Source organism: Cohaesibacter gelatinilyticus (assembly GCF_900215605.1).
Classification (GTDB): domain Bacteria; phylum Pseudomonadota; class Alphaproteobacteria; order Rhizobiales; family Cohaesibacteraceae; genus Cohaesibacter; species Cohaesibacter gelatinilyticus.
In genome coordinates this window covers 1128797-1155061 of sequence record NZ_OBEL01000001.1, presented here as the reverse complement: position 1 = coordinate 1155061, position 26265 = coordinate 1128797, and the positions used below count along the sequence as shown (strand labels likewise).

General features: G+C 50.2%; 22 protein-coding genes, 1 tRNA gene and 1 riboswitch. Of the genes, 8 read left to right on the top strand and 15 right to left on the bottom strand.

The genetic code is table 11. The annotated features are described in order from the left end of the window. Window positions 1-36 precede the first annotated feature (36 nt). From CRO57_RS05145 to CRO57_RS05115, 7 genes are all read right to left on the bottom strand, one after another. Complete coding sequence (locus CRO57_RS05145) at window positions 37-1758, bottom strand: ArnT family glycosyltransferase (protein WP_097152278.1); 1722 nt, start codon at window positions 1756-1758, stop codon at window positions 37-39. A gap of 263 nt (window positions 1759-2021) precedes the next feature. After that, on the bottom strand, window positions 2022-2798 hold the full coding sequence (locus CRO57_RS05140; RefSeq protein ID WP_097152277.1) for a SapC family protein: 777 nt from the start codon (window positions 2796-2798) through the stop codon (window positions 2022-2024). Between the two features lie 233 nt (window positions 2799-3031). Continuing rightward, a complete protein-coding gene (locus CRO57_RS05135; RefSeq protein WP_097152276.1) occupies window positions 3032-3340 on the bottom strand; it encodes an ETC complex I subunit in 309 nt (102 codons plus the stop codon). A 71-nt stretch (window positions 3341-3411) separates the two neighbouring features. Then, window positions 3412-3488, bottom strand: a tRNA-Pro gene (locus CRO57_RS05130). 79 nt (window positions 3489-3567) lie between these two features. Next, a complete protein-coding gene (locus CRO57_RS05125) occupies window positions 3568-4110 on the bottom strand; it encodes a DUF192 domain-containing protein (protein WP_170955953.1) in 543 nt (180 codons plus the stop codon). Between the two features lie 177 nt (window positions 4111-4287). Further along, window positions 4288-4869, bottom strand: coding sequence for a cold-shock protein (locus CRO57_RS05120; RefSeq protein WP_097152274.1), 582 nt, complete (start codon window positions 4867-4869; stop codon window positions 4288-4290). 171 nt (window positions 4870-5040) lie between these two features. Further along, window positions 5041-5790, bottom strand: coding sequence for an SIR2 family NAD-dependent protein deacylase (locus CRO57_RS05115; RefSeq protein WP_097152273.1), 750 nt, complete (start codon window positions 5788-5790; stop codon window positions 5041-5043). Between the two features lie 48 nt (window positions 5791-5838). Here CRO57_RS05115 and CRO57_RS05110 point away from each other — a divergent pair, with 48 nt between their 5' ends. The 3 genes from CRO57_RS05110 to CRO57_RS05100 all read left to right on the top strand — a co-directional run bounded on the left by CRO57_RS05110 (window position 5839) and on the right by CRO57_RS05100 (window position 9247). After that, window positions 5839-6258 (top strand): VOC family protein, encoded by a 420-nt coding sequence (locus tag CRO57_RS05110; protein WP_097152272.1) that lies wholly within the window; start codon window positions 5839-5841, stop codon window positions 6256-6258. 436 nt (window positions 6259-6694) lie between these two features. Then, window positions 6695-7261 carry a YcbK family protein gene (locus CRO57_RS05105; RefSeq protein ID WP_097152271.1) on the top strand — a complete coding sequence of 189 codons (567 nt, stop codon included), beginning with the start codon at window positions 6695-6697 and terminating at the stop codon, window positions 7259-7261. 171 nt (window positions 7262-7432) lie between these two features. After that, window positions 7433-9247 carry a monovalent cation:proton antiporter-2 (CPA2) family protein gene (locus CRO57_RS05100; protein ID WP_097152270.1) on the top strand — a complete coding sequence of 605 codons (1815 nt, stop codon included), beginning with the start codon at window positions 7433-7435 and terminating at the stop codon, window positions 9245-9247. A gap of 2 nt (window positions 9248-9249) precedes the next feature. On the opposite strand, the gene CRO57_RS05095 is transcribed toward CRO57_RS05100, so the two are convergent. Next, window positions 9250-10221 (bottom strand): sulfurtransferase, encoded by a 972-nt coding sequence (locus CRO57_RS05095; RefSeq protein ID WP_170955952.1) that lies wholly within the window; start codon window positions 10219-10221, stop codon window positions 9250-9252. A 129-nt stretch (window positions 10222-10350) separates the two neighbouring features. Continuing rightward, window positions 10351-10977, bottom strand: coding sequence for an SRPBCC domain-containing protein (locus CRO57_RS05090; protein ID WP_097152268.1), 627 nt, complete (start codon window positions 10975-10977; stop codon window positions 10351-10353). A gap of 288 nt (window positions 10978-11265) precedes the next feature. Here CRO57_RS05090 and CRO57_RS05085 point away from each other — a divergent pair, with 288 nt between their 5' ends. Then, window positions 11266-12942 carry a U32 family peptidase C-terminal domain-containing protein gene (locus CRO57_RS05085; protein ID WP_097152267.1) on the top strand — a complete coding sequence of 559 codons (1677 nt, stop codon included), beginning with the start codon at window positions 11266-11268 and terminating at the stop codon, window positions 12940-12942. Between the two features lie 103 nt (window positions 12943-13045). On the opposite strand, the gene CRO57_RS05080 is transcribed toward CRO57_RS05085, so the two are convergent. Next, the gene (locus CRO57_RS05080; RefSeq protein WP_097152266.1) at window positions 13046-14224 is read right to left on the bottom strand and encodes a saccharopine dehydrogenase C-terminal domain-containing protein; all 1179 of its coding nucleotides are present in this window, start codon (window positions 14222-14224) and stop codon (window positions 13046-13048) included. 338 nt (window positions 14225-14562) lie between these two features. Further along, window positions 14563-15720, bottom strand: a complete 1158-nt coding sequence (locus CRO57_RS05070) for a saccharopine dehydrogenase family protein (RefSeq protein WP_097152264.1) — start codon at window positions 15718-15720, stop codon at window positions 14563-14565. Window positions 15721-16137: 417 nt separating this feature from the next. Here CRO57_RS05070 and CRO57_RS05060 point away from each other — a divergent pair, with 417 nt between their 5' ends. Both CRO57_RS05060 and folD read left to right on the top strand, forming a co-directional pair. Next, window positions 16138-17808 carry a formate--tetrahydrofolate ligase gene (locus CRO57_RS05060; protein WP_097152262.1) on the top strand — a complete coding sequence of 557 codons (1671 nt, stop codon included), beginning with the start codon at window positions 16138-16140 and terminating at the stop codon, window positions 17806-17808. Window positions 17809-17902: 94 nt separating this feature from the next. After that, window positions 17903-18832, top strand: coding sequence for a bifunctional methylenetetrahydrofolate dehydrogenase/methenyltetrahydrofolate cyclohydrolase FolD (folD, locus tag CRO57_RS05055; RefSeq protein ID WP_097153208.1), 930 nt, complete (start codon window positions 17903-17905; stop codon window positions 18830-18832). Window positions 18833-18929: 97 nt separating this feature from the next. On the opposite strand, the gene CRO57_RS05050 is transcribed toward folD, so the two are convergent. The 4 genes from CRO57_RS05050 to CRO57_RS05035 are packed head-to-tail and all read right to left on the bottom strand — an operon-like array spanning window position 18930 to window position 24138. Then, window positions 18930-19532, bottom strand: a complete 603-nt coding sequence (locus CRO57_RS05050; protein WP_170955951.1) for a sarcosine oxidase subunit gamma — start codon at window positions 19530-19532, stop codon at window positions 18930-18932. Next, entirely contained in the window at window positions 19525-22569 is a 3045-nt protein-coding gene (locus tag CRO57_RS05045; RefSeq protein ID WP_097152260.1) for a sarcosine oxidase subunit alpha family protein, read from the bottom strand. Before CRO57_RS05045 ends, CRO57_RS05050 begins: the two co-directional genes overlap by 8 nt. A gap of 1 nt (window position 22570) precedes the next feature. Further along, a complete protein-coding gene (locus tag CRO57_RS05040; protein WP_097152259.1) occupies window positions 22571-22867 on the bottom strand; it encodes a sarcosine oxidase subunit delta in 297 nt (98 codons plus the stop codon). A 20-nt stretch (window positions 22868-22887) separates the two neighbouring features. Continuing rightward, a complete protein-coding gene (locus CRO57_RS05035) occupies window positions 22888-24138 on the bottom strand; it encodes a sarcosine oxidase subunit beta family protein (protein ID WP_097152258.1) in 1251 nt (416 codons plus the stop codon). 201 nt (window positions 24139-24339) lie between these two features. Next, window positions 24340-24547: riboswitch (cobalamin riboswitch) on the top strand. A gap of 144 nt (window positions 24548-24691) precedes the next feature. Here CRO57_RS05035 and CRO57_RS05030 point away from each other — a divergent pair. Beyond that, window positions 24692-25135: a DUF1636 family protein gene (locus CRO57_RS05030; RefSeq protein ID WP_097152257.1), complete on the top strand. Its 444-nt coding sequence runs from the start codon at window positions 24692-24694 to the stop codon at window positions 25133-25135. Between the two features lie 27 nt (window positions 25136-25162). Continuing rightward, on the top strand, window positions 25163-26254 hold the full coding sequence (cobW, locus tag CRO57_RS05025) for a cobalamin biosynthesis protein CobW (protein WP_097152256.1): 1092 nt from the start codon (window positions 25163-25165) through the stop codon (window positions 26252-26254). The last annotated feature ends 11 nt before the right edge of the window (window positions 26255-26265 follow it).

The following is a 26265-nucleotide window of genomic DNA, read 5'->3' as shown; positions in this document are numbered from 1 at the left end:
ATTTTCAGTTGTAGCGACACGGACTGGCCGAGAGAGCTAATTCAGTTTGAGTTGATAGAGGCCGAAGGATTGCCATTTGCCGCCATTGAGCTTGTACCCCTCAATCGTACTAGATTTCTGAATGAGATTGGCTTTCTCACCCAGTGCTTCCATGAAAGCAGTATTCTGTCGCCGTTCTACCAGGGCAACTCGACAACCAGCTTCCGTAATGAAATGCGCTCCCCTTTCGGCATTCAGAAACTTCAGATCAGTACCACCCAAGAAAACCAGGCTGGGTTCCGTATATCCGATAGACGCCAGTTCAACAGTTTCACAACTTTTGACCCTGTTAGCCTCTTCCACCAGAGCACTCGATAGCCAAACCGATTTAAATGCCGGGAAGATGGCACCGTGGACATTCAGATACAAAATCGGTGTAATCAGACACGCGAGCACGAAAGCCGCGATTACTCGACCTTTTCTCAGAACGGAATAGGAGAGAACAGCCAAAGCAGCAGCCACCAGTCCAAGGCCAAGCGAAGCGGGAAGCACGGTGCCTTCCAACACGATTAGACCGATTGGTGCACCAACCCCTAAAACAATTGCCACTAATGGCACCAGCAATGCAAAGAGCCTCGCCCAAAGAGCAGAAAACTCTGTTGCTCGGCATTCCATGGCATGGATTGTCAAAACCGCCATCGCAGGAAGCACTGGCAAGATATAGTGAGGCAGTTTCGTTGGTACCAACTCGAAAATGATCCAAGTCGGTATGATCCATGTGAGAGCAAACCGCACAGCCTTGCGTTTTCTCTCCGCCCAAACCCAGGGCAACGCCAAGATGAAGAAAATGGAGACCGGCCAGAAGGTCGCAAGGCTCACCCCTAGATAAGTACCCGGAGGTGCGCCATGGGACTCCTTGCCCGTTGCCACTTTAGCCAACATATCCTTTCCAATGGAATCGATATAAAAGCTCCAATCGGTATGGATCCCAATAGCGATAAACCATGGCATGATAAGCAAGAAGAATGCAGGTACGCCCCATTTGTAATGAGCGCCACTCAACCAGCGAACGGAACGTTCCTGAATGGAAAGGCCAGCAATGGTCAATCCTGCAACCATCAGAATGATCGGGCCTTTGACCAGAACCCCTACAGCCAAGGCCAACCAGAAGATGATGGCCTGTTTGGGCGTCAAACCATTCTGGTGATCATAGAGTTCCCAGATCAGCCATTGTACAGCCATAATACTTGCTAAAAGCATGGCATCGGTCTTGGCCAAACGGGCTTCGACACCCAGCAAAATACAGGCGGCCATTCCAAGACCAGCTAGGAACCCTACCCTGACGGAAGCCATACGCATACCAATCAGGAATGTGAACCCTACCGCGATCAAGGCTCCGATCAATGAAGGAATTCGATAGGCCCAGATAGGTGCCTCGGCTCCCATACCGGTTGCCTGCGCACTACCCGCTTGCATCCAGTATATACCCACGGGCTTTTTGTAGCGCGTACCTTCCTGGAACCGAATATCGACATAGTCGCCGGTTTCGATCATTTGTTTGGAGGCTTGGGCAAAGCGCGCTTCGTCACGATCAACTGGCGGAATGGAATTAAAGCCCGGCAGGAAGCAAACAAGCGCAAATAGCATAAGAGCAGCAAAGGCTTTCAATCGTGACGTGCAGAGTCTCAAAAGGCCCTCTTGTATCGCATCGCTCAGGGAAGCAATCCAATCTTCCTCTTGCACGGGCGGCCGTGGTGAGAAGGGATGTTTTGTTTGCATCTAGTCGTCTCGCTTGATCATCTTTACGCTGAACGCTTCAGCGCGGAAGAATCCTATATCGCAACATCATCAGACAGAGCGGTTGTTGGCCTTCCATTCATTTGCTAGAGGCTTACCCTTTTGATTTTCAAGGTTCAACTGCTTTTGTGTAACTGCACTCGTTGTCCGCTTCCTGCTGCTTTGACATAGGTAGAAAAGATGGTGAAATTTCGAAGATACATGAAGCTGATTTTGCTTACACCAACTCTCAAGTCGATAGAAACTCAATTCATTACGTTCGCCCAGCTGCGCATGGACAAGAGATGACTATAGATCAGTCCCAGAGCCTTGGTTTTTCGTAATTTGAGAAATTCCTCATCTGAAAGAGCCTCAAGCCGTTTCTCATCAATCACCATAAAACCGGCAACCACTGTTTCCTCTGCTCCCTTCTCATCCGGGGTTTTGAACTTGGCATTCTGAATCATGAAAAGGTCCAGTTCTTTCATATGATTACAGAATTGAGCCGTCTTTTCGGCCTCCGCATGGAATGCCTTTGAAAACTCAACTGCCTTTTCAATCAGATGCGAGGGTTTGTCGCCTTCATAAAGAGGTTCACCATCCTGCTCACTAAGCAACGGGCAATCCAGATCAATACATAATGACAGGGAGTTGCTCTCCGAATTTTCCATAAAGATGAACGGATAGCGCCGCAAGAATGCGGGAATGTAGTGATTGGGTCTCCAATGACCGTTTTCATCGACATAGACGTTTTCATTCTGCTTATAGCCTGTTACCGCATAGGGCATGATCTTGTCATTGGCTTCTGCGAAAACAATCGGATAATCCCTCGCAGCAGATGAGAATTCGGATACAGTCACGACAATGGAATTCATCTTGGAGGCAAAGGCCATGCTTTCCATAGGCTTCATGCACAGCTTGCCATGCTTTTCCTTGTTCAGCAGTTCGACCCGGGTATAGAGGCCGATCGCAGGGATATTTTCGGACCCCTCATCGCGCGCATCATTGATCGCGCCAGAGTCTGCTGCACTCATTTCACTCATCAATCATCTCTCAGCATCAATCACGCATCTTTTGCCTGGCAAAACCACGTATCATTATGAACGGATAGATATTCTGATGACTATATCCGATTCTCAGCTCCAAGGCATGGCACTCGTGTCAACACTCGATCCACCCAATGGATTTAACGTTATAAGAGCTCAGACAACAAAAAAGGCGTGACCAATACGGCCCCGCCTCATTCAAATATTGTAATCAACCATTGGGAAGCGCCTTAGTGCGTCCAGTTCCCTTCTAGGCGATTGGTGGCAAAATTATCGGAATATGCCACGATACGGCGCTTGCGCTCTTTTGGCACAATTACCTGATATTCGATGTTGTTGCGCTTGGCATAGGCCACCGCATCTTCTTTGCTATCAAAGGAGAGATTGAGTTGTTGACGGGTATCGCCAGTAGAAGTGTAACCCATGAGAGGCTCTACCGTTCTGGAAGAGAGCTGCTCAAATTTCAGAACCCAGCGATGGGTTTTGGCCCAACCGGACTGCATTGCATTTTTGGACGGTCTGAAAATACGTGCTTTCATCATGGCACTCCTTGGCTCAATCTGGTCCTCTTATATGATCTTCATATATGGACTGGCCATTTTTCATCGAATGGTCGGAGCGAGAGGATTCGAACCTCCGACCCCCTGATCCCAAATCAGGTGCGCTACCAGGCTGCGCTACGCTCCGATACCCATTCAGAATGGCGTTTGAATACCAATCCGCCTGGTAGCGAGCAAGTCCTATCTTCCCCTTTTGGCAAATTTTATCAATTGGATGTGAACAATTGGTGTTGAACCTGATCACCTTTTTTCAACTGATGCCGTTTCACCGTTCCTGCTTTGACTTCCAGCACATAGCGCACAGACCCACCAGACCCGATCAGAGAGCGCGATAGAGGGGTTGTTGATTCCACGATATGGTGCACCCGCCCCAGCTCGTTGATGAACAGCATATCCAACGATATATAGGTGTTCTGCATCCACATATAGACCGGGCGACTTTCGCCAAAGTCGAAAATCATACCTTCATTTTCCAGCATCTTGGTGCGGAACATCAGTCCCAGAGCGCGTGTATTGTCATTATCGGCCACTTCAACCTGAAACGTGATGTCATTATCCTGCTTTGCAATGATCAAGGGGGTATAGGTGCGCTCTGATCGATCTTTGACGCTTTGTGATGTCAGTTCCTGCGCATTGACCCGATCAGAACCGCTGACCCAAGCCAACGTCAAAGCCAAGGACAGAATGGCTGTCAACTTTGTCAGGGAGCCAACGCACAGACTGCGTGTTACGGATAATTCTTGGGTCATGGTCATTTTCAAATCAAGTAAGCGTCAGGAGAATAGGGAAGCTGTCGAACTGGTTGTGAAATCCGCAGAACCCTTACTACATCAGTCAGATTGGTCAAGAAAAAGGCCGCATTTGCGGCCTGATGCTTGTATACAGATTTATCGTTTCGCCCGGGACGGCTTTTGCTTCTCTTCAAGTCAATGGGAGGATGGAATGAAGCCGCCAGTCGCCGGGCGAATTTCCGTGGCCATTTTACCCTTTGGCCCAGGACCATAGCGCACCTGCACTTCTTGCTGAGGACGCAATTCTGTAATGCCATAGAGACGCAATGTCTCCATATGGATGAATATATCTTCGGTTCCCTCACCTTGGGTCAGGAACCCAAACCCTTTTTGGCGATTGAACCATTTCACCCAAGCTCTTTCCAACTCGCTGGTTGGCTGTACTTGCACATGGGTATTGGCAGGTGGAAGCTGTGAAGGATGAATAGCGGTACTCTCATCCATGGATAGTATTCGCAGAGCTTGAAGGCCTTTTGGTCCCTTCAGCACTTCACAGATAACGCGTGCGCCCTCATAGGCCGTACGATAACCATCGCGACGCAAACATGTTACATGTAGCAGAATGTCTGGAATATCAATATCGGGTACGATGAAGCCGAAGCCTTTCGCGACATCAAACCATTTGATCTGACCTGCAACCTGCATCACATCTACAGCTGGGTCGTCCCTCAGTTTGCTTTGATCAAGATCACTATCTTGTGTGAATTTGACCCCCATAGCCTCGCCTCAATGTTCCGCCTACATCAATCAACCGACTCAAAAATTGGTTTGATTCTCAATCAAGCATACCATTGAGAAGAGCTTCGTCATTCATTTTTTTTTAACCTTTGGATATTTTCGAATGAACGGAAGCGTCCAATTTACCGGGTCGCGTTCATGGATGGCATTTCAAATAATCAAAGGGTGCAAGCTTCTGCCCAATTCCGCATTGAGCACAAAGTCTGCCAAATGATCCAATGGCGTCGGGTCACGATTGATGATGAAAAGCTTCGCGCCATTACGTTTGGCGATTTGTGGCAAGGCTGCTGCCGGATAAACCTGAAGAGACGATCCCAAAACGATAAATAGATCACAAGCTCTGGCATCATCCTCTGCCTGCATCATAGCATCCAATGGCATTGCCTGCCCAAAATTGATGACGGCGGCCTTAAGCAAGCCACCACATTCATCACATAAGGGACTTTGATCTGTTGTCTCGATCTTTTCATGACACTTCTCGAATGAATAGGGCTTGGCGCAGGTCAGGCAGGTGGCGTAGGTACAGTTGCCGTGCAGCTCTATTACATTGTCGTCGGACAGGCCGGAGCGCTGATGAAGCCCATCGACATTTTGCGTGATGACACGCAAGAGCCGATTCTGCTTCTGTAACTCGACAATTGCCAGATGCCCATTATTTGGTTCAGCCTTTTTGAACTCGTCATTGAGAATGAAACGTCGACGCCAGTCTTCTCGCCGCGTCTCTTCACTCGATACAAAATCCTCATACATGATTGGTTCAAACTTGTGCCAAAGACCACCTGGTGATCGATAATCTGGTACACCGCTTTCCGTACTGATCCCCGCACCGGTAAAGACAATAATGTTTGAAGCCGCATTGATCGCTTCCAACAAAATCTGCTGCCGTGATTTGAAATCCATCACCCGTACCCTATACTTTCGTTCACATTTCAACAGGAGTTCCAATCAATGAAATATCTACACACTATGGTGCGTGTCTCGGATCTGGAGGCCTCACTGGACTTTTATTGTAACAAGTTGGGACTGGTCGAGGTCAAGCGGAACGATTATCCTCAAGGGCGTTTCACTTTGATTTTTCTCTCCGCTGACGGAAGCACTGAAAACTGTCTTGAACTCACTCATAACTGGGATCCTGAACAATATGGTGAGGGACGAAATTTTGGTCATCTTGCATATGAAGTAGATGACATTTACGAATTATGTAAAAATCTTATGGATCAAGATGTTATCATAAACCGCCCTCCTCGTGACGGTCGCATGGCATTTGTTCGATCCCCGGATGGAATTTCCATTGAGTTGCTTCAGAAGGGAGAAGCAAAAGAACCACAGGAACCCTGGCTTTCTATGGGTAACATTGGCCATTGGTAATCAGAAACGTACTGCTCTTGTTTACCAATATATAGACATCCAAAAGCATTCGGGCCGGTTGGAACACCTGTGTTCTGTCCGGCCTTCTTGGTGCCCGTACCCGGCGTCGCAGAAATCGATTGTTATCCTGACATTTACTCTCATACGTAGTTGTTACTATTATTTTCTTGCTCCTGTCAGATAAGTGTCATAAAAACGCCCAAATTTCCCTTAGTTTGCGCAATCGGCGCGGAATGAGGTCCGCAAATTAAGGTTAGACTGATTAAGACGTTAGAACGGATTAGATGACGTAAGAAACGTAAAATCACCATAGGGTTCAGCAAACACGCGAGCATGACGCGACAAATAGAATTTGCGCCCCACACTTTCCAAAAGAACAGCCCAATTGCCAACGGCCCACACTGAATGGGACAGGCCACTTGTGCCTGCATGGTATATGAAACGACTTATTCGCATTTGCGCCATCCTCGGCGCTCTGGGACTTCTTGCGGCCTGCAAAACGACCGGTCAGCAATCCAAACTGGGCGTGACCAGCTCGGTAAGTACCCATATTGATCTGTCAGATCGAAGCATGACGGCCTATGCTGAAGGCCGCACCAAACAAGGTGCCAAACTGATCACCGGCAAACACGGGTTCAAGCGCGCACACGGACGTGTGAAGCTTTCTTGCCTAAAGCCTGAGATCGTGAAAATTCTCAAGCAAGTTGAACGCCACTATGGCAAGAAAGTTATCGTAACCTCTGGTTATCGGTCCAAATCTCATAACCGTCGCGTTCGTGGAGCGAGAAACTCCCAACATATGTATTGTCGCGCCGCAGATATTCGAGTGCCAGGTGTCTCCAAGCACGCGTTGGCCAAATATGCGCGCACAATCAAGGGTATTGGTGGCGTCGGGGTTTATTGTCGCTCCAGCTTTGTGCATCTGGACAGCGCCAAACGCCGTGACTGGCGATGGGGCTGCGGCAAGAAGAAACGCCGCAAGCGCACAGCCAGAAGGCGCTAAATCAAATAGTCGACCATTTTAGATAAAGGCTTGGCACAACAAGGGCACTTCGGTGCCCTTTCCTTTATCTGAGGATTGGTTTTCCTGACCGTATCTGACGATATCATTCTGACATAGGGTCTGTATAATAATGGTCGAGAATCGTCATTCAGCAAAAGGCTCTTAACCTACATGGCAGCAGCATCCTCCCCGCCATTTTTCTATGAAGCCATCGTCTATTTGTCCGCCGCCGTTGTTGCGGTCCCCGTTGCCAAAAAATTGGGCCTCGGTTCCATCATAGGATATTTGGGTGCAGGAATATTGATCGGTCCGTTTGGCTTGGAGGTAGTAGAATCTGCCGAAGCAATCTTGCCAGTTGCGGAATTGGGTGTGGTCCTGCTGCTCTTTGTTTTGGGGCTGGAACTAAAACCCAATCGGCTCTGGCGCATGAAAGCAGACATATTCGGACTTGGAAGCAGTCAGATCCTGCTCACAGGCCTTGCTCTGGCCAGCCTCATGTATCTGTTGGATTTCTCACTCGAACTCTCCCTTATTGGCGGCTTTGGAATGGCATTGTCATCCACTGCTTTTGCTGTTCAAATCCTAAAGGACCGAGGGCACTTTTCCGCTAAATACGGACAGCGGGCCTTTGGAATCCTGCTTATGCAGGATATCGCTATCGTGCCTTTGCTGGCGATGGTTACCTTGCTCGCGCCCCGTTCCAGTTCAGCTGGAATGGAAGAGATCCTGATGCAAATTGGTATCACGATATTGGCAGTTGCCGGTGTAATCGGCACTGGACGCTATCTGCTCTCGCCAATGTTCCTGTTTCTTGCAGGCACCCGAGCGCGTGAAATCATGTTGGCCGCCGCCCTACTCGTCGCACTGGGCAGTGCAGCCATTATGCATTCTGCAGGCCTCTCCATGGCGTTGGGAGCATTTCTGGCTGGCATCATGCTAGCGGAATCCAGTTTTCGCCACACATTGGAAGCCGATATTTATCCGTTCCGTTCGCTCCTCATGGGTCTCTTCTTCATGACAGTGGGCATGACGCTTGATCTACCTGTCACCATCGAGTTTTTATGGACCATTCTGGCGGGCGTGGTGGTTGTCATGGGCATCAAAGGTTTGATCTTGTTCACGCTTGCTCGTCTTACAGGTTCAAGCAACCCAGATGCCATTCGCATTGCCGTCTCATTGCCACAAGCAGGCGAATTTGCCTTCGTGTTATTTGCTTCTGCCGCAAGTGCAGGCATTGCCGCTGGTCAGACGAATACCATCCTCTCCGCCATCGTGATCTTGACCATGGTATTGACGCCCATCGTTGGTAAGATTCATGACTTCATCGCTCTCAGGGTGAATGACAAGGAATCTGACAAGAGCGATCACATCATTGAAACTTTTGACGAAAGCAAACCCCATGTTCTGATTGTCGGCTATGGCCGGTTTGGCATGATCGCCTCACAAATGCTGATGTCCGAAGGCCTGAACATCGTAGCCATTGACAACAATGCCAACCGCATTGCAACAGCACGCAAATATGGTCTACCTGTCTATTATGGCGACGCGACTCGCGAAGATGTGCTACGTGCTGCTGGTGCGGATCAGGCTATTCTGATTGCGCTTTGCATCGAGAATGAGCAGGTTATGGCTCGGGCGATTGATCTGATCAAGGAGGCCTTCCCCAAATCTTCCATTTTTTGCCGTGCAACGGATCGCGCTCACGCTATGGAGCTCACTTTGCGTGAAGTTGATTTCCATATTCGTGAGACATTTGAGAGTGGCATCACTTTCGGCCGCGAAGCACTGGATCATTTGGGCATACCAACAGATCGGATCAATCTTATCGAGAGCGATGTCCGTCATCGTGATCAGGAGCGTTTGAAGCTGCAGATGCAGATGGGTGAGTTTGCGGGAGCTGAAACCTTGCACAGGGTCACCCCGAGACGACGTCATGACGATGTCCGGCCCGAGTTGGAACCCGAACCGGACTCATCTGAGAAATAAGCCTATTTAGGCTTTGCTATGGGCAAATCCTGACGTTTGGCCCACTCGGCCATGGATGCATCATAAAGTTTGGCATCTTTGTTGCCCAACAGCTCATGGCTGACAAACCATGTGAGCGACGTTCTGTGGCCAGTATGACAGAAGGAAATTTGACGGCCTGAGGTCGGAACCTTGTGCTTTTCATAAATGGACTTAAGTTCGCTCACTTCCGGAAAACGGAAAGATTGTCCATCTTTCTCGAGCAAGCGATCAAACGGCATGAAACGTGAATCGGGGATGGTCCCTGCCCGCTGTCCCGGACCTGCTACCTTTCCCAGATACTCATCCTCACTCCGGCTATCGACCATCACAACGCCCTGTTTCCAGGCAAAGTTCACCTCATCACCGTTTGGAGCCATATCCTTGTTCAGGCTGGCATTATAGGTTGTCGGCGAGACTGTGGTTGGCTCTGTCACAAACTTGGCATCGGACAATTTGCTATAGGCGATCAGACCACCATTCAGTATGGAAACTTTGTCATGCCCCAATGTCTTGAATGTCCAATAGACACGCGTTGCAACCGCAACTTCGCTGGCACTGATCCCAATAGGAGCGAGAATGACGTGGGTGCCTTGTTCAATGCCTAACGTCCCAATCAAGCTCTGCAAATAATCCAGGTCCGGCAGCATCTTGGGCAACCCATTCGCATCTGTCCGCCGCCACTGCGCGTAGCTGGTATTGACCGCTCCCTTGATATGAGCACGGGCATAGCCTTGAGGTGATTGAAGATCGAGAATTCGTATAGATGATGCATCAAGATTTTCACTCAGCCATTTTGCACTCACCAAAGGCTGGGCAGCTTCTGCTCTGATGGTATCTACAGATGCAATCAGAAAGATAGCTGTGAGCAACATGAAAAGCGTATGGGGAATGCCCCATCTGGTGCTTGGAGTGCGAGCAAAAGCTGAGCGCGAAGAAGAGAAAGACATTGTCATAACGGATACTAATCTTGTGGGCTGGAATGTCAGAATATGGAATATTTGCATTTTCGCAAGTTATCACACCCTTTCACCAGACAGCCCACTCCGTCAAGTCGGCGAGGTCGATTTCTCTTCACATATCTGTCAGGTCAGGAATATCAGTATCAGAACTACCAGCGCAAGTGCGATCCACCCCCACATTTGAGCACCGCCTAGAACCCCTTTTCCAGCCGCAATTTCCGCTTCATTTTCAAGTTCCATTGCGGCGTCCTCCAGACTATGGAGTGTCTCGCCGAAATTTTCATGGGCTTTCTTATCTGTCATGTTTACACCTGCATGGTGACGCAATTTATCGGCAAAGCGGTCAGTCAATGCCGTGATGAAGGCGATACCTCGACCATTTTCTGATTGATTGTTGCCTCCGTTTGGATTCACTGTCATTTGAATCTGGTGGGATATCTGTGTATGGCTTTTGTGAGGTGTCAACGCGAACACAGCACTTCCGTCAGGTAGTAAGGCACTTGGCTCCTCACTCGACCAAGTCAATGAGATTTCACGGTCCTTGATTGTCTCCGCGATCCGAAAATGATACAGGAAAAATGATGTTTCCTGATCCAGAACAGGAGTGATTTGGGCCTCAAACCGACCCGGGCCGATCTGTCTCATTGTCTGACAATTGGGTATGGCCTGCTGGAGAACCTCAGGATCTTGAAATGCCTGAATTATACGCTTCGGGCTGGCGGAAATCTTGAATTCCCCTGAAACATCCATTGAATGGTCCTTGCTGCTAAATTCACCACCGCTTGCCTGAACCTAAGTATTCTACCCTTAGGTATTATTGACAGTCAAACAGCCCAAATACCTGCGCCAGATCAATTTCGCGCCTTAGTCCACCAGAAAATTTGAAATTTGGAACCCTCTCTGCTACCTGTGCGACTGCTGAAAAGCTGTGGTTCACATTCGGGTAATTTGACATACCCTCCTGATTGCAGCTTTGCGTATTTTTCCGTATAAACAGCGACGAAACTCGTTAAGACTGCCAGCAGGACATCTGGACCAATGACCAAGCCTATCCATCATTCCGGCCGCCCGGCCCACTCCGAGCTTCTGATGCCTGCGGGTAATCTGGAAAAGCTTAAAATGGCTGTTCTTTATGGAGCTGATGCTATCTATATGGGCACACCGGACATGTCCTTGCGCACCAAGTCCCAGATGACCCTGGAGGATGTGGTCGAAGGCATCGAGTTTGCACACGCGCATGGCAAGCGGGTTTATCTAACGCTCAACCTGTTTTCTCATAACAAGGACATCGACAAGCTGCCGCAATATGTTGAAACGGTTCGCAAGGTTAAGCCCGATGGGTTGATCGTGGCTGACCCGGGCGTCTTCATGTTCGTCAAGCAACAAGCACCGGAGCTGGAGCTTCATGTCTCCACTCAGGCTAATGTCTGCTCCTGGCAGTCTGTGAAATTCTGGGAGAGCCAAGGCGCTGGCCTTTGTGTATTGGGACGTGAAGTCTCATATGCTGAGTTGGCCGAGATCCGTGAAAAATGTCAGGACATCAAACTGGAAGCCTTTGTCCATGGCTCCATGTGCATGACCTATTCTGGTCGTTGTCTGCTGTCCAACTTCATGGCTGAGCGCGGGGCCAATCAAGGCTCCTGCGCCAATAGCTGTCGTTGGAAATATAAAGTTCACATGAAGTTGCGTGATGGCACTGTTCGTGAGCTAAACCTTACCGAAGAGAATTTGGAGCTGTTTGATTTCTTCCTCGAGGAAGAGCAACGCCCCGGCGAATTGATGCAGATTACCGAGGATGAGCGTGGTTCTTACATCCTCAACAGCCGCGATCTCTGCATCATGCCCAAGCTGGAAGATTACTTGAAGATCGGCGTTGATAGCCTAAAAGTTGAAGGACGTGGCAAGAGCCCTTATTATGTTGCCCTTGTAGCACGTGCCTATCGCATGGCCATTGATGACTGGTACAAAGACCCGGAAAACTGGGATGCAGACGCCTATATGGAAGAGCTGGCAACAGTTCCAAACCGTGGCTATACTCTCGCTTTCCACGAAGGACGCCTCACCAATTATGCTCATGGCTATGAAGAAACCGGCACCTATGCAGAATGGGAATATGCCGGTCAGGTCAGCGCCGTCGAAGAAGATGCCTTCATCGTCGACATCAAGAACAAGCTTGAGGCAGGCGATGTGATTGAGTTGGTTTCCCCCCACCTGCGCGAAGCCATTCCGATCCGTCTGTATGAATTTGAAGATGCCAAGAATGGCAAGATCCTCGAGGTTGTCAATCCCGGTACCAAGCCTCAGATCCGTCTGCCGTTCAATCTGTTCGATCACGAAGATCCAGAACTGCTGCGCAAGCATGTACCAGTCATGACTGTGCTGCGTAAAGAGCGCGCCTTGACACCCTCACAATGGCAACGTCTCCAGCATGATGATGAGGCTCACAAGCTGGAGCTCGGCAAAGGTAGCGAGCGGCTTTATGATCGCAAGAAAGACAAGCTGCAGACCGCGATTGATCAATCCAGCACCAAACGCTCAGTCAAAAGCCCGCGCCTTGGGGTTGAAGGCTGCTGTGGCCGTGGCTGCAATGGTTGCACTATTTTCTGGTATGACGACAAGTATCAAAAAGCCCGTGATCTACTTGCCCAAAACAAGCAAGGTAAGTTGCTGACCAAACAGCAGGCGCGACAGGAAATCATTCAAGCTGCTGAATAGCGGTTTGTGTCCTAGTGAAAGTGAACAAAAAAGGCAGTGCTGACTTGCAACACTGCCTTTTCTCTTGTCCAAATTGACAAGCATCCGATCAGGGAAGATTTTCTTATTCTGCAGCCAGGGATCCTGCCATGTTCAGATGATCAATATGTTGGACATGATCTTCGTGACGCGCCAGCTCTTCCAGCCATGGCAGGATCAGAGACCGGTCATGAGGTGCAGGCTGAACGCCACTGGATAGTTTTCCATCCAGAACGGCTTCCGTTGCAAGGCTCACAGGAATTGAGACAAGACGCCCCATGGCACTGTCTTCGGCATTGCCAAAGCTGTCCAACAGTTTGGACTGATGCCAGATGACCTTTCCATCTCTTGTGACTTTCAGTTCAACAGACAGAACGACACGGTCGGCCTCATGTGGCTCATAGGCATGATCGGCCCAGAGGCGATCACTGAGTTTTGCCAGCTCCGCTTCACCTTCAGGCTTGTTCGCATTGCTTACTGCTTCAAACACATCTGCCCAAGCTTCGGCCCAGCCGTTCAGGCGCAGCGTTCCGCGTACAAACTGGCTGACATTCCAGTCTTTTTCAAAGCCATATTCCGCCATGAATGGCAGCGAATCCCGGTTTGGATAGGATTGAAATATCTCACTCCCCTGAGCTGAGTGAACAACATAATCCTCCACTGCATCCCAAGGGCGCTGCACCTCGGCAACTTCGCCCTTCAACAGAGCTTTTGCGGGAGAGGCAAGCGCCTTCAAAACACCGAGTGGAGACCAGCTGAACTTGTATTTGAAATCATTGGCAACAGCAGGAAAGCCACCGCAATAGGAGCGGAAGTCATGGTCATTCTGTTTATCGAAGACCGGACTTTCCTGATAATCCTGCATCAAGAGATGAGCAAAGAGATGATCAAGGCCAGGATCAAGCCCCACTTCATTGACAAAGCAAAGGCCTTGTCTCGTTGCTTCGTCACTCAACGCATTCATGTCAGGGCTTATATAGCTGGAGGAAACAAAGTGCGCTTTCTTGCTGAGGCACATCTTTGCAATGGTCGGATGAAATGCTGCAGGTAGCATGGAGACAATGACATCACCAGCTTCAATATCAGCTTCCAAAGCCCCATCCAAAGCTTCCTTGATCGCGTAGTTCCCGCTCAGGCCTTCAACTGCTTCCAAGGCCTTTGGCACGTCTCTCTCCCAAAGGGTCAGAGAGTGACCTTGCGTGATTAACCGACGAATACCGGGGACCGAGGCCAGTCCCGCTCCAAGCCAATGGATATGTGCCATGTTTCATCTCCCTCAACGGCGCAATCCCAACAGCGCCGGAAAATCAAATGTTTCCCTAGGGTTATGAAAAATGGTAGTGAATGCAAGGCAGCCTGTCATCGGTCTCGGCAAATTGCCGAACAGGTCCGGACAGTTTGCGGGTCGGCATCCTACAAGGCGCGCATTTCGCCGTTTTGCTGGTGTGGGAAAATGCCATGCGACTGCCAAATTTCGCAAACTTAACAGCACGACAGCAATCACATTCTCGAAATTCGCTGTCGGAAACGCGCGTAAATCACAAGAAGCGCAACTCTCTGAGCTGCGCTTCTTGATCAATTCAATCGCTTGAATTTCCGAGGTTATACCAGATTGTCGGTCAGATGAAAGTCATCACCATATTTGGACAGTTCCGCGAACCAGTTTTCAATGATAGCTGGATTACTGGGAGCAGCCTGAACACCAGCCTCCATCTTGCCATCAAGAACCGCTTCAATGGCAAGGCTCACTGGAATAGAGACCAAGCGTGCCATGGCAGAAGCATCATCGTTGCCACGGGCGTCCAGAGCATATGATTTGTGCCAAACAGCTCGGCCGTCCTTGGATGCTTTCATGTCGACAACCAGAACCACGCGATCTGGTTCCCCTTCATCATATGAGTGATTATTCCAAAGCTCTTCGGAGAGTTCGGTGAGCTTCTCTTCTCCATCAGGACCGGCAATTTCATTTTCAACGAAATTGAAGATGTCCGCCCAAGCATCAGACCAGCCATTCAGACGCAGTGTGCCGCGTACAAAAGTGTTCATGTTCCAATCTTTGTCAAAGCCATAGTCATCCAGGAATGGAAGAGAGTCGCGGTTCGGATAGGACTGGAAAGTTTCACTACCCGATGGGAAAGTAACTTCAAAGTCCGCAATGGCATCCCATGGCTTCTGAGTCTGAACCACATCGCCACCAAGAATGGACTGAGCAGGACTTTTCAGAGCTTTCAGAACACCAAGCGGAGACCAGCTGAATTTGTACCGGAAGTCATTAGCGATAGCTGGAAAACCACCACAATAGGAACGAAAGTCATGACTGTTGGAAGCATCAAAGGCCGCAGAGCCTTTATAATCAGCCATCAGAAGATGGGCCAGCAGATGATCAAGGCCAGGATCGAGCCCTACTTCATTGACGAATACAAGGTTCGCTGCTTTGGCCTTGTCGCCAAGAGCGCTCATTTCCGGGCTGATATAGCTTGATGACACGAAATTAACGCCTTTGTCGAGGCACAGCTCAGCCACCGCAATATGCATCGTCGCCGGGAGCATCGAGACAACCACGTCACCACCCTGCACGGCTTCAGCCAAAGCATCCAACGAGAAGGCTTTTACATCAAAATCACCTTCCAGCCCATTGACGGCCCGCTCAGCTTTGGCAACCGTGCGGTTCCACAAAGTGATGGTTCGGCCTTCCTGAATCAGACGGCGAATTCCGGGAACAGATGACAGTCCGGCTCCAAGCCAATGAATGCGCGCCATAAATCTCGTCCTCTAATATGATGCGCTCGGTTTTCGAGCCGCATTGAGATTGGTGGGGATGAAGGTGCAGATATCCCGAATGATTGGGGGCTGCGCGCCTTCAAGCAAAATGATGATTTATTCGTCATATATCAGCAAATCACCGACTGGCAAGCAAATTGGATACAAAATACCCGAAATGCATAGCATCATGACAGAATACGATCTCATCATGAGGAATGTGAAAGGCTATCACACCAACAAAATGCGACATCGCCTGCTGCAATTCAGTCGGATTTGTTCTGAAGCTGAGCAGGAGAAAAAGTTAAGGTTACATGATCTTGATCAATCATGGCTTGCTCAAAGCTAGTCTAAAGTCTTAGAGTTTTTAAACTCAAAAAGAGACCCAATAAAGAAAACACCTGTAAGGAGGCAAATGTGGCCAGTGATATCGAAATAGCCCGTGCGGCGAAGCTCAAACCGATTCAGGAAATTGGTGAGCGATTGGATATTCCCTCCGACCATCTTCTACCCTTTGGGCATGATAAAGCCAAAATTTCGGAAGAATTTATCAAATCACTGGCTGAGAAAGAGGATGGTAAGCTGATTCTTGTGACCGCAATCAGCCCTACTCCGGCTGGTGAAGGTAAAACGACAACCACAGTTGGCCTGGGTGATGCACTCAATGCAATCGGCAAAAATGCCGCTGTTTGTCTACGCGAGGCCTCTCTTGGTCCATGCTTTGGCATGAAAGGTGGCGCCGCGGGTGGCGGCCATGCACAAGTCGTACCCATGGAAAGCATGAATTTGCATTTCACAGGTGATTTCCATGCCATCACCTCCGCCCATAACCTGCTGTCTGCAATGATCGACAACCATATCTATTGGGACAATGCCCAGGAAATTGATAGCCGTCGGGTTACCTGGCGTCGCGTTCTTGATATGAATGACCGCTCCTTGCGCACAATCACGACTTCTTTGGGTGGCGTGGTCAATGGCTTCCCACGTGAAGCAGGATTTGACATCACTGTGGCGTCCGAAGTCATGGCCATCCTTTGCCTTGCGGACGACCTTGAAGATCTGCAAAAGCGCCTGGGCGATATCATCATCGGCTATCGTCGAGACCGTAGTCCGGTTTATTGCCGTGACATTGGTGCCGACGGTGCCATGACCGTGCTCCTGCAGCAAGCCATGCAGCCAAACCTTGTACAGACACTGGAAAACAATCCAGCTTTTGTTCACGGTGGTCCTTTCGCCAATATTGCCCATGGCTGTAACTCAGTTGTCGCGACCAAGACAGCTTTGAAACTGGCTGATTATGTCGTCACCGAAGCAGGTTTTGGTGCAGACCTTGGTGCGGAGAAATTCTTTGACATCAAATGTCGCAAGGCTGGACTAAAGCCAGATGCGGCGGTTATCGTCGCAACCATCCGTGCATTGAAAATGAACGGTGGTGTTGCCAAGGGTGATCTGGGCATTGAGAATGTCAATGCGGTGGAAAAAGGCTGCTCCAATCTTGGTCGCCATATCGAGAATGTGCGCCAGTTTGGTGTGCCTGCAGTGGTGGCTATCAACCATATTATTGGGGATAGCGATGCCGAAATCCAAGCCATTAAAGACTATGTCGAGGAAAAAGGTGCTCAAGCCATCATCTCCAAACATTGGGCAAATGGTTCTGCTGGTGCGACAGAATTAGCAGAGAAAGTCGTTGAACTCGCTGAAAGTGGCACCTCTCAGTTTGCACCACTTTACCAAGACGAACTGCCATTGATGGAGAAAATCTCCACCATCGCCAAACGCATCTACCGCGCAGAAGAGGTATTGGCCGATAAGAAAGTCCGTAACCAGTTGAAACAATGGGAAGACCAAGGCTTTGGCAAGCTGCCTGTTTGTATGGCAAAAACCCAGTACAGTTTCTCGACCGACCCGGATCTTCGCGGTGCACCGACTGGCCATTCAATGCCAATTCGTGAAGTTCGTTTGTCAGCGGGTGCTGGCTTCATCGTCGTCATTTGCGGTGAAATCATGACCATGCCAGGTTTGCCGCGTAAACCTGCCGCTGAATCTATCCACCTAAATGCTAAAGGCGAGATTGAAGGATTATTCTGATCCCGCTATTAGAATGCACATGATTTGGGCCGGGCGTGATGCCATTTCGGCAACGCCCGGTTCTTGTTCCCTCCAATTGAAGAGACCTCGTCCCATGACCGCCGAGCGCATTGATGGCAAGTCCATTGCCGCCGACCTCCGTGACAAAATCGCAGTTGAAGCCAAGAAGCTGATTGATGAGACCAAAATTGTCCCCGGTATTGCCGTGGTGATTGTGGGCGAAGATCCAGCCAGCAAGGTTTATGTTGCCTCAAAAGGCAAAGCTGCCAAGGAGTGTAATTTCCACTCTGTTCAGCACACTCTGCCTGAGGACACGCCTGAAGCAGACCTGCTAGTTCTGATCGAAAAGCTGAATACTGACGACGCCATTCACGGTATTCTCGTTCAACTTCCTCTGCCAAACCATATCAACGAATCCAAGGTGTTGAACCTGATCCGTCCTGACAAGGACGTTGATGGCTTCCACCCGATCAATGTCGGCCTGCTGACAGCTGGTGAACGTGACAAGGCTTTGGTGCCCTGCACCCCTGCTGGCTCTTTGATCTTGGCAAAGCGCGTATTGGGCAATCTTTCTGGCAAAAATGCCGTTGTCATTGGCCGCTCCAATATCGTTGGCAAACCAATGGCGGCACTGCTTCTGGCTGAAAGCTGCACCGTCACCATCGCTCACAGCCGCACCAAGGATCTACCTGAGGTGGTTCGTGGAGCAGACATCGTGGTTGCCGCGGTTGGTCGTCCTCAGATGGTCAAGGGTGATTGGATCAAGGAAGGCGCATGCGTCATTGACGTTGGTATCAATCGCATTGACGCACCAGAGCGCGGTGAAGGCAAGACTCGTCTTGTCGGCGATGTCGACTATGACAGTGCCGTTGAGCGCGCTGGTTCCATTACACCAGTTCCCGGTGGTGTTGGCCCCATGACAATTGCTCTTTTGATGGCAAATACTCTGACTGCAGCGCGTCGCGCAGCTGGCTTGAGTGATTTGGACTTTGCCGCCCTTCTGGCGGAAGTAGAAGCAGCATAAGCTGCGCAAATCTTCACACATCGAAAAGGCCTGACACAGCAAAATGTCAGGCCTTTTTCATATCATGAGTTCACACCAAGATTTTCTTAAGGTGTATTCAGTTCGCAAACTCCGCCATGGCATCCATCAGAAATGTGGCGAGATATTCGGCAAAGGAATTACGCACGAGCAGTCGAAATTCCGGCTCATTTCCAGATTGCCAGAATATAACCTGTGCCCGCCCATAAGTGGATTGGGCTATCATGCCCTTTTTCCAGGATCGAGGATGGAAATCCAGATGCGCGCCTTTATTGAGAACATCCCAACTGGCTGATCCTGAGAGGGTCAGCATCGTGCGATTATCAGAGATATCGACAAGGGCGATGAACTGATCTGACAACATGACCTTGAGCGTCGACATCAAGCGTGTTGCTTCGCCCTCAGGTGCCAGAATAAGCCACTCATCGGGCCCCATCCAGAGGATGTCGATCTCACCTTTTGAATTGGCTGTATTGGCTTTGATTGGCAGCGCCACACCCAAAGCTCGCTTCACGCCATCAGCAAAAGCTTTCTCGTCAGCATTCCCACGCAAAGTGAGCTGTGTCCTGAATGGGACCTCGGTCAGTTTTACCTGATCAGAGGACGCATTTGCCATTCGGGCTGCCAGATCCGTCAAAGGGGAGCGAGCCTCTAGGGTGATTTCCTGAATTTGCTCAGCCATCGCGGCGGGCTCCTTCCTTGTCATAGAATACTGGATCGACCACAGTCACCTTTTGCCAATTGCCCAACGAGAAGGTATGCAGCTGCTCACCTTTCCGATTGAAGCCATCCTTTACCACCGCCATGGCGATGGAATGACCAAGAGCTTCACTCCAATAGGATGACGTCACATGGCCAAGCATCGGTATTGGCGTCGGTGCATCCGGGTCTTCCAGGATTTGAGCACCCTCTTCCAGCACGAAATTTGGATCTTCCGTCAGCAAGCCGACGAGCTGTTTGCGATCCGTACGAGACGTATCTTCGCGGCTGTAGGACCGCTTGCCAATGAAGTCCTTCTTCTTCTTGGAGACGATCCAATCCATATCCAGATCCTGTGGCGTCAGAGAGCCATCAGTATCCTGGCCGGTGATGATGTAACCCTTTTCTGCACGCAAAATATGCATGGTCTCGGTACCATATGGCGTGATGTCATAAGGCATTCCGGCTTCGACCACCGCTTTCCAAAGTGCCAGACCATAGCGGGATGGTACATTGATCTCGAAGGACAATTCGCCGGTAAAGGAGATACGGAAAATCCGAGCGGGAACGCCACCAATGGTCTGTTCTTGCCAGGTCATGAATGGGAAGGCGTCATTGGACCAATCCACATCCGGGTTCAGCGCTTCCATCACCTTGCGTGCCATCGGGCCATTGATAGCGATACAGGACCATTCTTCCGTGACAGATGTGCAATGGACCTGCAATTCAGGCCACTCGGTTTGCAGATATTCTTCCAACCAATCCATCACATGAGCGGCACCGCCAGTGGTGGTCGTCATATGGAAGTGATTTTCGCTGATGCGGCTGGTTACCCCATCATCAAACACCATGCCATCTTCACCACACATGACACCATAACGACATTTGCCGACGCCCAGTTTGAGGAATACATTGGTGTAGAAACGATTGATGAATTCTGCTGCATCTGGTCCCTGAATATCGATCTTACCAAGGGTCGAAGCATCCATCATGCCAACGGATGTGCGAACAGCTTTGCATTCACGTCTTGTCGCGGCATGCATATCCTCATCGCCTTGGGCATAGAACCACGGACGCTTCCATTGGCCGACATTCTCAAACTCCGCGCCTGCTTCAACATGAGCCGAATGAATTGGTGTTGTGCGGATCGGATCAGACAGATCACCAATCTCCCGCCCAGCCAGCGCACCAAAGGTCACCGGAGTATAAGGTGGGCGGAAGGTGGTGGTACCGGTTTCCGGGATCGAGCTCTCAATGGCTTGCGCCAGAATTGCCAGACCATTGATATTACCGGTTTTACCCTGATCGGTCCCAAAGCCTGTCAGCGTATAGCGCTTCATATGTTCGACTGACCGGAAGCCTTCTCGCGCGGCCAGCTGAATATCAGCCGCGGTTGAATCGTTCTGATAGTCAACAAAATGCTTTGCCTTGCTCTGACCAACCGGCTTTTCAGACGGAATCAACCAACTTGGGTCTGGATTTCCAACTTCAGGCTCTTCTACCGTGAAGCGTCGGGCGGATTTACGATCTTCAAAGCCAGCGTGTACGGCTGCTTTCACCCCTTCCCGGCTGCCTGAACGCAGACATTCGGCCAACGTGAAATCGCCATTGGCGCCACCGATTGAGACAGCATCCTGATTGGGAGCATAAAGATTAGGTACAAAGGCTGCTTTCTCATCGTCATATTTAAGTTTGCCTGAAGATTGACTGAAGAGATGGACAACCGGGCTCCAACCGCCTGACATCATCAAAAGATGAGCATCAAACTGCTCGACCTTGCCGGTGATCTTCTCACCATCCCATGCAGCAACACGAACACCGGTGAAATGACTTTGACCCAAGGTCTTGGTGACCACATGACCGGTCAAAACCGTCGTACCGGTTTCGCGCATTTGCTGGATCAGCGGACCTTGCGGATCTTTGCGGGTATCGATGACGGCAACCAGATCGCCCCCAGCAGCCTTGAAATCAAGAGCGGCTTCATAGGCACCATCGTTATTGGCAAAGAGGATAGCCTTTTTGCCCGGCAATACCCCGTAGCGATTGATATAGGTTTGCACAGCACCTGCCAGCATGATGCCCGGACGATCATTGTCGCCAAATACCAATGGGCGTTCATGAGCGCCGGTCGCAAGGATCACACGCTTGGCACGGATATGCCAGACCCGCTGCCGAACATTTGCGCGATTGGATGGCTGGTTCTTATGATTCAAGCGTTTTTCCAATGCCACCAAATAGTTCTGGTCGTAATAGCCAAAGACAGTTGTGTTGGGGAGTAGAGTTGTCTCTCTCTGTTCGGAGAGCGCTTTAATCTGCTCTTCCACCCAATCGACAGAAGCCTGTCCGTTGATTTGACGTTTCACACCAAGAAGCGAACCACCCATACGCCCTTGCTCATCTGCAAGGATCACTCTGGCTCCACCACTTGCAGCATCACGTGCTGCCGCCAAACCAGCAGGCCCAGCGCCAACCACCAGAACATCGACATGTTTATGGATATGGTCATAGCAATCCGGGTCGGTACCCGTTGGAGCGGTACCCCACCCGGCAGACTTTCGGATCATAGGCTCGAAGACATGATGCCAGGCCCAAGGCGAGCCAAACAAGGTCTTGTAATAGAAACCCGCTGCAAAGAAGCGATGAAAGAGACCATTGATGGCCTGAACATCAAATTTCACCGATGGCCAGGCATTGACGCTGCTGGCAACCAATCCATGACAAAGCGGTATTTGTGTTGCCTTTGGGTTTGGCTCTGCACGCACACCCTGATGCAATTGCACCATGGCATTTGGCTCTTCTGTACCCGCAGCCATGATGCCCCGCGGGCGGTGATATTTGAAAGAACGCGCTACGAGATGAACACCATTGGCCAGCAAAGCTGAGGCCAACGTGTCGCCTTCATAACCGTAATAATAGCGATCATTGAAGCGAAAACGCACTTGTTTGTCACGGTTCACAAAACCACCGCTCTGTAAACGATGGCCGTGAATATTGGATGGGGAATGAGGCTGATCACTCATCTTATTTGCCCTTCCCTTTCAGATCTTTCAAATTTGGCTTTTCGCCAGCCTTATAAGAACCCATTATTTCATGGGTAACGGTATGACGTACGACATTGAACCAGCGACGGCAGCCTTGGGTATGCACCCAACGTTCACGGAACCAGCCTTTGGTATTGGTACGCATGAAGAGGAAGTCTGCCCATTCCTTGTCATCAAGACTTTCCGGGTCTTCTGGTCTCGCGATATGCGCTTCTCCACCATAATGGAATTCGACTTCGTCGCGTTCGCCGCAATAAGGGCATTCAATCTTCAACATGTCTTCTCTCCCTTATCGTCTTAGTGCGCCACGCCCGCGGCACCATGCTCATCAATAAGATAACCGGTCACGAAGCGGTTCAAATCAAATGGAGCATTCAGCTCGTGCGGTCTGTCTCGTGCAATGGTATGGGCATAGGTCCATCCAGATCCCGGAATGGCCTTGAAACCACCAGTTCCCCAACCGCCGTTTATATAGAGGCCATCGACCGGTGTTTTGGAGATGATCGGGCAAGCATCTGGACAGGTATCAACGATCCCGCCCCAGGAGCGCATCATCTTCAGACGTGAGAAAATCGGGAACAGCTCTTTCAGTGCGCCAATCTGGTGTTCAATCACATGGAAGGATCCGCGCTGCGCGTAGGAGTGATACGCATCAATCCCCGCTCCCAGCACTAGTTCTCCCTTATCCGACTGGCTGACATAGACATGCACCGCGTTGGACATGACGACTGTATCCAGCACTGGCTTGATTGGCTCCGATACCAATGCCTGCAAGGGATGGCTCTCGATTGGCGTCCTGAAGCCTGCCATATCGGCTAGAACTGAGGAATGGCCCGCAACGCAAATAGCGACTTTCTTGGCCTTGATGGTACCAAGCGTTGTTTCGACACCCGTTACCTTACCTCCATCGCGATTGATGGCAGTGACTTCGCAGCCCTGAATGATATCCACTCCGCGCTGATCAGCGGCACGTGCGTAGCCCCAGGCCACGGCATCGTGTCGACCAGTGCCTGCACGCTTTTGCAAACTTGCTCCCATCACCGGATAGCGGAGATCGGTGGAGATATTGATGATCGGACAGAAATCCTTGACCTCTTGCGGATCCAGCCATTCAGCATCAATGCCATTCAGTTTATTAGCATTCACCCGGCGTTTGGTATCACGAACATCCTGAAGGGAGTGGGCCAAATTCATCACGCCTCTCTGAGAAAGCATGATGTTGTAGTTCAGATCCTTTGATAATCCCTCATAAAGCTGCAAGGATTTCTCATAAAGATGTGAGGCCTCATCCCAAAGATAATTGGATCGAATAATGGTGGTGTTGCGACCAGTGTTACCGCCTCCCAACCATCCTTTTTCCAGAACGGCAACATTGGTAATGCCGTGCTCTTTGGCCAGATAATAAGCTGTCGCCAGACCATGCCCACCACCGCCAATGATGACAACATCATAGCTTTCCTTGGGACTGGGGCTACGCCATTGGCGCGGCCAATTCTGATGAAAGGACATGGCATTCTTGGCCAACGAAACAATGGAATATCGCATGATTGTGCGTCCTGCCTGAAAGAAGTCTTTTCACTGACCAATCCCCGCCGGAATCACGCTTGATCAATCAGTTTTTATTTCCTCTAGAGAAGCCGAGCTTTGTATCTAAATCAAGGCAACGATCATACTTTACTCCAAGAATTGCGTATCAAGTATCGTAATGCCGACATCTGCTAATGATTGACAAACAGAACCGAATAGTCGACATAGGATGTCCGCTTTGGTTTTTGGTTGCATGCGTGGCCAAAATGAAAAGGGAACATGGTAAAGGCGACCCAAACCGGGGCCGAATCCATGGCTGCCCCCGCAACTGTATGCGGCTGTGTCATTTCATAACCACTGGCCTTTTGCCGGGAAGGGAAATGTCACGATAGCTGCGAGCCAGGAGACCTGCCAAAGGGATTTGAGTTTTTAGCCGGTCGGGGTGTGCTGGGAAAAGCGAGGCTTGCGGAGCATCTTTTCGATCCCTGTTTTGCCACTTTGCTTTTCTCCTTCTTGATCATGACATGCATCGACTAGCTGTTATTTCCAGCTTGTCAGGACCAATGAGAAGAGCATGAGCAAGCAAACAGGATCTCCCAGTATTTTGCAGATTTGTGTCACATGCCGTACGCAGGAAGATCTTCAAGCTCCCGTACCGGATGACGGCATTGAAGCCAAGCGTAGCGGACAGAAGCTTTATGAGCGCCTGCTTGACCAGCAGGATGCTCTGAATGGGGATGTCGAAATTCATGCCGTCGAATGCATGAATGGCTGCCAATCTGCATGCACCGCCAGCCTGCAAGCAGCTGGGAAATATTCCTTTCTTATAGGCAATCTGGATGATAGCACCGAGCGTGTTGACGATCTATTGTCCTTTGCCAATGCTCATGCTGCTGCCGAGAATGGCTTACCAGCATGGCGGGAACGCCCAGTCCATGTGAGGAAAAACACTCTGGCCCGGCTGCACCCTGTTACGCGGCCATCGTCCGGTGCATCATCCAGCAATGATGCCAGCTAATCCAATTTCAAACTTACGAGAAACCCGATGAGCTTTAGCACCAATTCGGCCAAGAAAATTCCAGCCACTGTCGTCACCGGTTTTCTGGGCGCAGGCAAGACCACTCTGATCCGCAATCTGATCAATAATGCTGGCGACAAGAAAATCGCATTGATCGTCAATGAATTTGGCGACATGGGTTTTGACGGTGAGCTGCTGAGTGATTGCGGCAACCCAAACTGTACGGAAGATGATGTGGTCGAGCTGAAGAATGGTTGCATATGCTGCACCGTTGCTGATGACTTCCTGCCGACCATGGAAAAGCTGATTGCCCGTGAGCCTCGCCCTGATCATATTGTCATCGAGACTTCCGGCCTTGCTCTGCCTCAGCCACTGGTTCAGGCTTTCTCATGGCCGAGCGTTCGCGCGTCCGTCACCGTTGATGGCGTTGTCACGGTTGCTGATGCCATGGCATTGTCCGAAGGCCATTACAGTCAGGATGAGGAAGCCATTGCCCGCCAACGTGAGGCAGATGACAGCCTTGATCATGAAAGCCCGATTGAAGAGCTGTTTGCCGACCAGATCAAATGCGCCGACATGATTGTCGTCTCCAAAGTCGATCTGGTGGATGAAAATGGCCTGTCTAAGGTGGAAGCCCTGTTGGCTGAACAAATGCGTGATGGCGTCAAAGTTGTTCCATCCCGCAATGGTGATTTGTCTGCTGCGGTTCTTCTTGGCCTTGATAGTGCAGCGGAAGATGACATGGATAGCCGCAAAGCTGCTCATGATCACCATCATGACCATGATGATGACCATCACCATGACGACGATCATGATCACGATCATCACCACCATCATCATTCTCATGATGAGTTCAGCTCCGATGTCGTTGCACCACGCGTCTTTGCCAACATGGATGATATCAAAACCCAAGTCGAGAAAACCCTTGCCCTGCCGGGTGTTCTGCGGGTCAAAGGCTATGTGAATATTGAAGGAAAATCCGCCCGTGTCGTTGTACAGGCTGTTGGACGTCGGGTGGAGACGTGGTTTGATCCAAGCATGGATGATAAGACCGGTCTGGTTGTCATCGGCCTGACTCCGCTGGATCTGGATGGTGCAACTGCACTGCTTAGCAAATAAGAGTAAGTTTT

What these genes read in the sequence shown, in the direction of transcription:
- CRO57_RS05140 (WP_097152277.1), bottom strand. Translation starts at nt 2,798, where the DNA reads ATGAGTGAAATGAGTGCAGCAGACTCTGGCGCGATCAATGATGCGCGC.
- folD (WP_097153208.1), top strand. Translation starts at nt 17,903, where the DNA reads ATGACCGCCGAGCGCATTGATGGCAAGTCCATTGCCGCCGACCTCCGT.
- CRO57_RS05090 (WP_097152268.1), bottom strand. Translation starts at nt 10,977, where the DNA reads ATGGATGTTTCAGGGGAATTCAAGATTTCCGCCAGCCCGAAGCGTATA.
- CRO57_RS05105 (WP_097152271.1), top strand. Translation starts at nt 6,695, where the DNA reads ATGAAACGACTTATTCGCATTTGCGCCATCCTCGGCGCTCTGGGACTT.
- CRO57_RS05110 (WP_097152272.1), top strand. Translation starts at nt 5,839, where the DNA reads ATGAAATATCTACACACTATGGTGCGTGTCTCGGATCTGGAGGCCTCA.
- CRO57_RS05100 (WP_097152270.1), top strand. Translation starts at nt 7,433, where the DNA reads ATGGCAGCAGCATCCTCCCCGCCATTTTTCTATGAAGCCATCGTCTAT.
- CRO57_RS05040 (WP_097152259.1), bottom strand. Translation starts at nt 22,867, where the DNA reads ATGTTGAAGATTGAATGCCCTTATTGCGGCGAACGCGACGAAGTCGAA.
- CRO57_RS05070 (WP_097152264.1), bottom strand. Translation starts at nt 15,720, where the DNA reads ATGGCGCGCATTCATTGGCTTGGAGCCGGACTGTCATCTGTTCCCGGA.
- CRO57_RS05030 (WP_097152257.1), top strand. Translation starts at nt 24,692, where the DNA reads ATGAGCAAGCAAACAGGATCTCCCAGTATTTTGCAGATTTGTGTCACA.
- CRO57_RS05135 (WP_097152276.1), bottom strand. Translation starts at nt 3,340, where the DNA reads ATGAAAGCACGTATTTTCAGACCGTCCAAAAATGCAATGCAGTCCGGT.
- CRO57_RS05115 (WP_097152273.1), bottom strand. Translation starts at nt 5,790, where the DNA reads ATGGATTTCAAATCACGGCAGCAGATTTTGTTGGAAGCGATCAATGCG.
- CRO57_RS05080 (WP_097152266.1), bottom strand. Translation starts at nt 14,224, where the DNA reads ATGGCACATATCCATTGGCTTGGAGCGGGACTGGCCTCGGTCCCCGGT.
- CRO57_RS05050 (WP_170955951.1), bottom strand. Translation starts at nt 19,532, where the DNA reads ATGGCTGAGCAAATTCAGGAAATCACCCTAGAGGCTCGCTCCCCTTTG.
- cobW (WP_097152256.1), top strand. Translation starts at nt 25,163, where the DNA reads ATGAGCTTTAGCACCAATTCGGCCAAGAAAATTCCAGCCACTGTCGTC.
- CRO57_RS05145 (WP_097152278.1), bottom strand. Translation starts at nt 1,758, where the DNA reads ATGCAAACAAAACATCCCTTCTCACCACGGCCGCCCGTGCAAGAGGAA.
- CRO57_RS05120 (WP_097152274.1), bottom strand. Translation starts at nt 4,869, where the DNA reads ATGGGGGTCAAATTCACACAAGATAGTGATCTTGATCAAAGCAAACTG.
- CRO57_RS05095 (WP_170955952.1), bottom strand. Translation starts at nt 10,221, where the DNA reads ATGACAATGTCTTTCTCTTCTTCGCGCTCAGCTTTTGCTCGCACTCCA.
- CRO57_RS05125 (WP_170955953.1), bottom strand. Translation starts at nt 4,110, where the DNA reads ATGACCCAAGAATTATCCGTAACACGCAGTCTGTGCGTTGGCTCCCTG.
- CRO57_RS05085 (WP_097152267.1), top strand. Translation starts at nt 11,266, where the DNA reads ATGACCAAGCCTATCCATCATTCCGGCCGCCCGGCCCACTCCGAGCTT.
- CRO57_RS05045 (WP_097152260.1), bottom strand. Translation starts at nt 22,569, where the DNA reads ATGAGTGATCAGCCTCATTCCCCATCCAATATTCACGGCCATCGTTTA.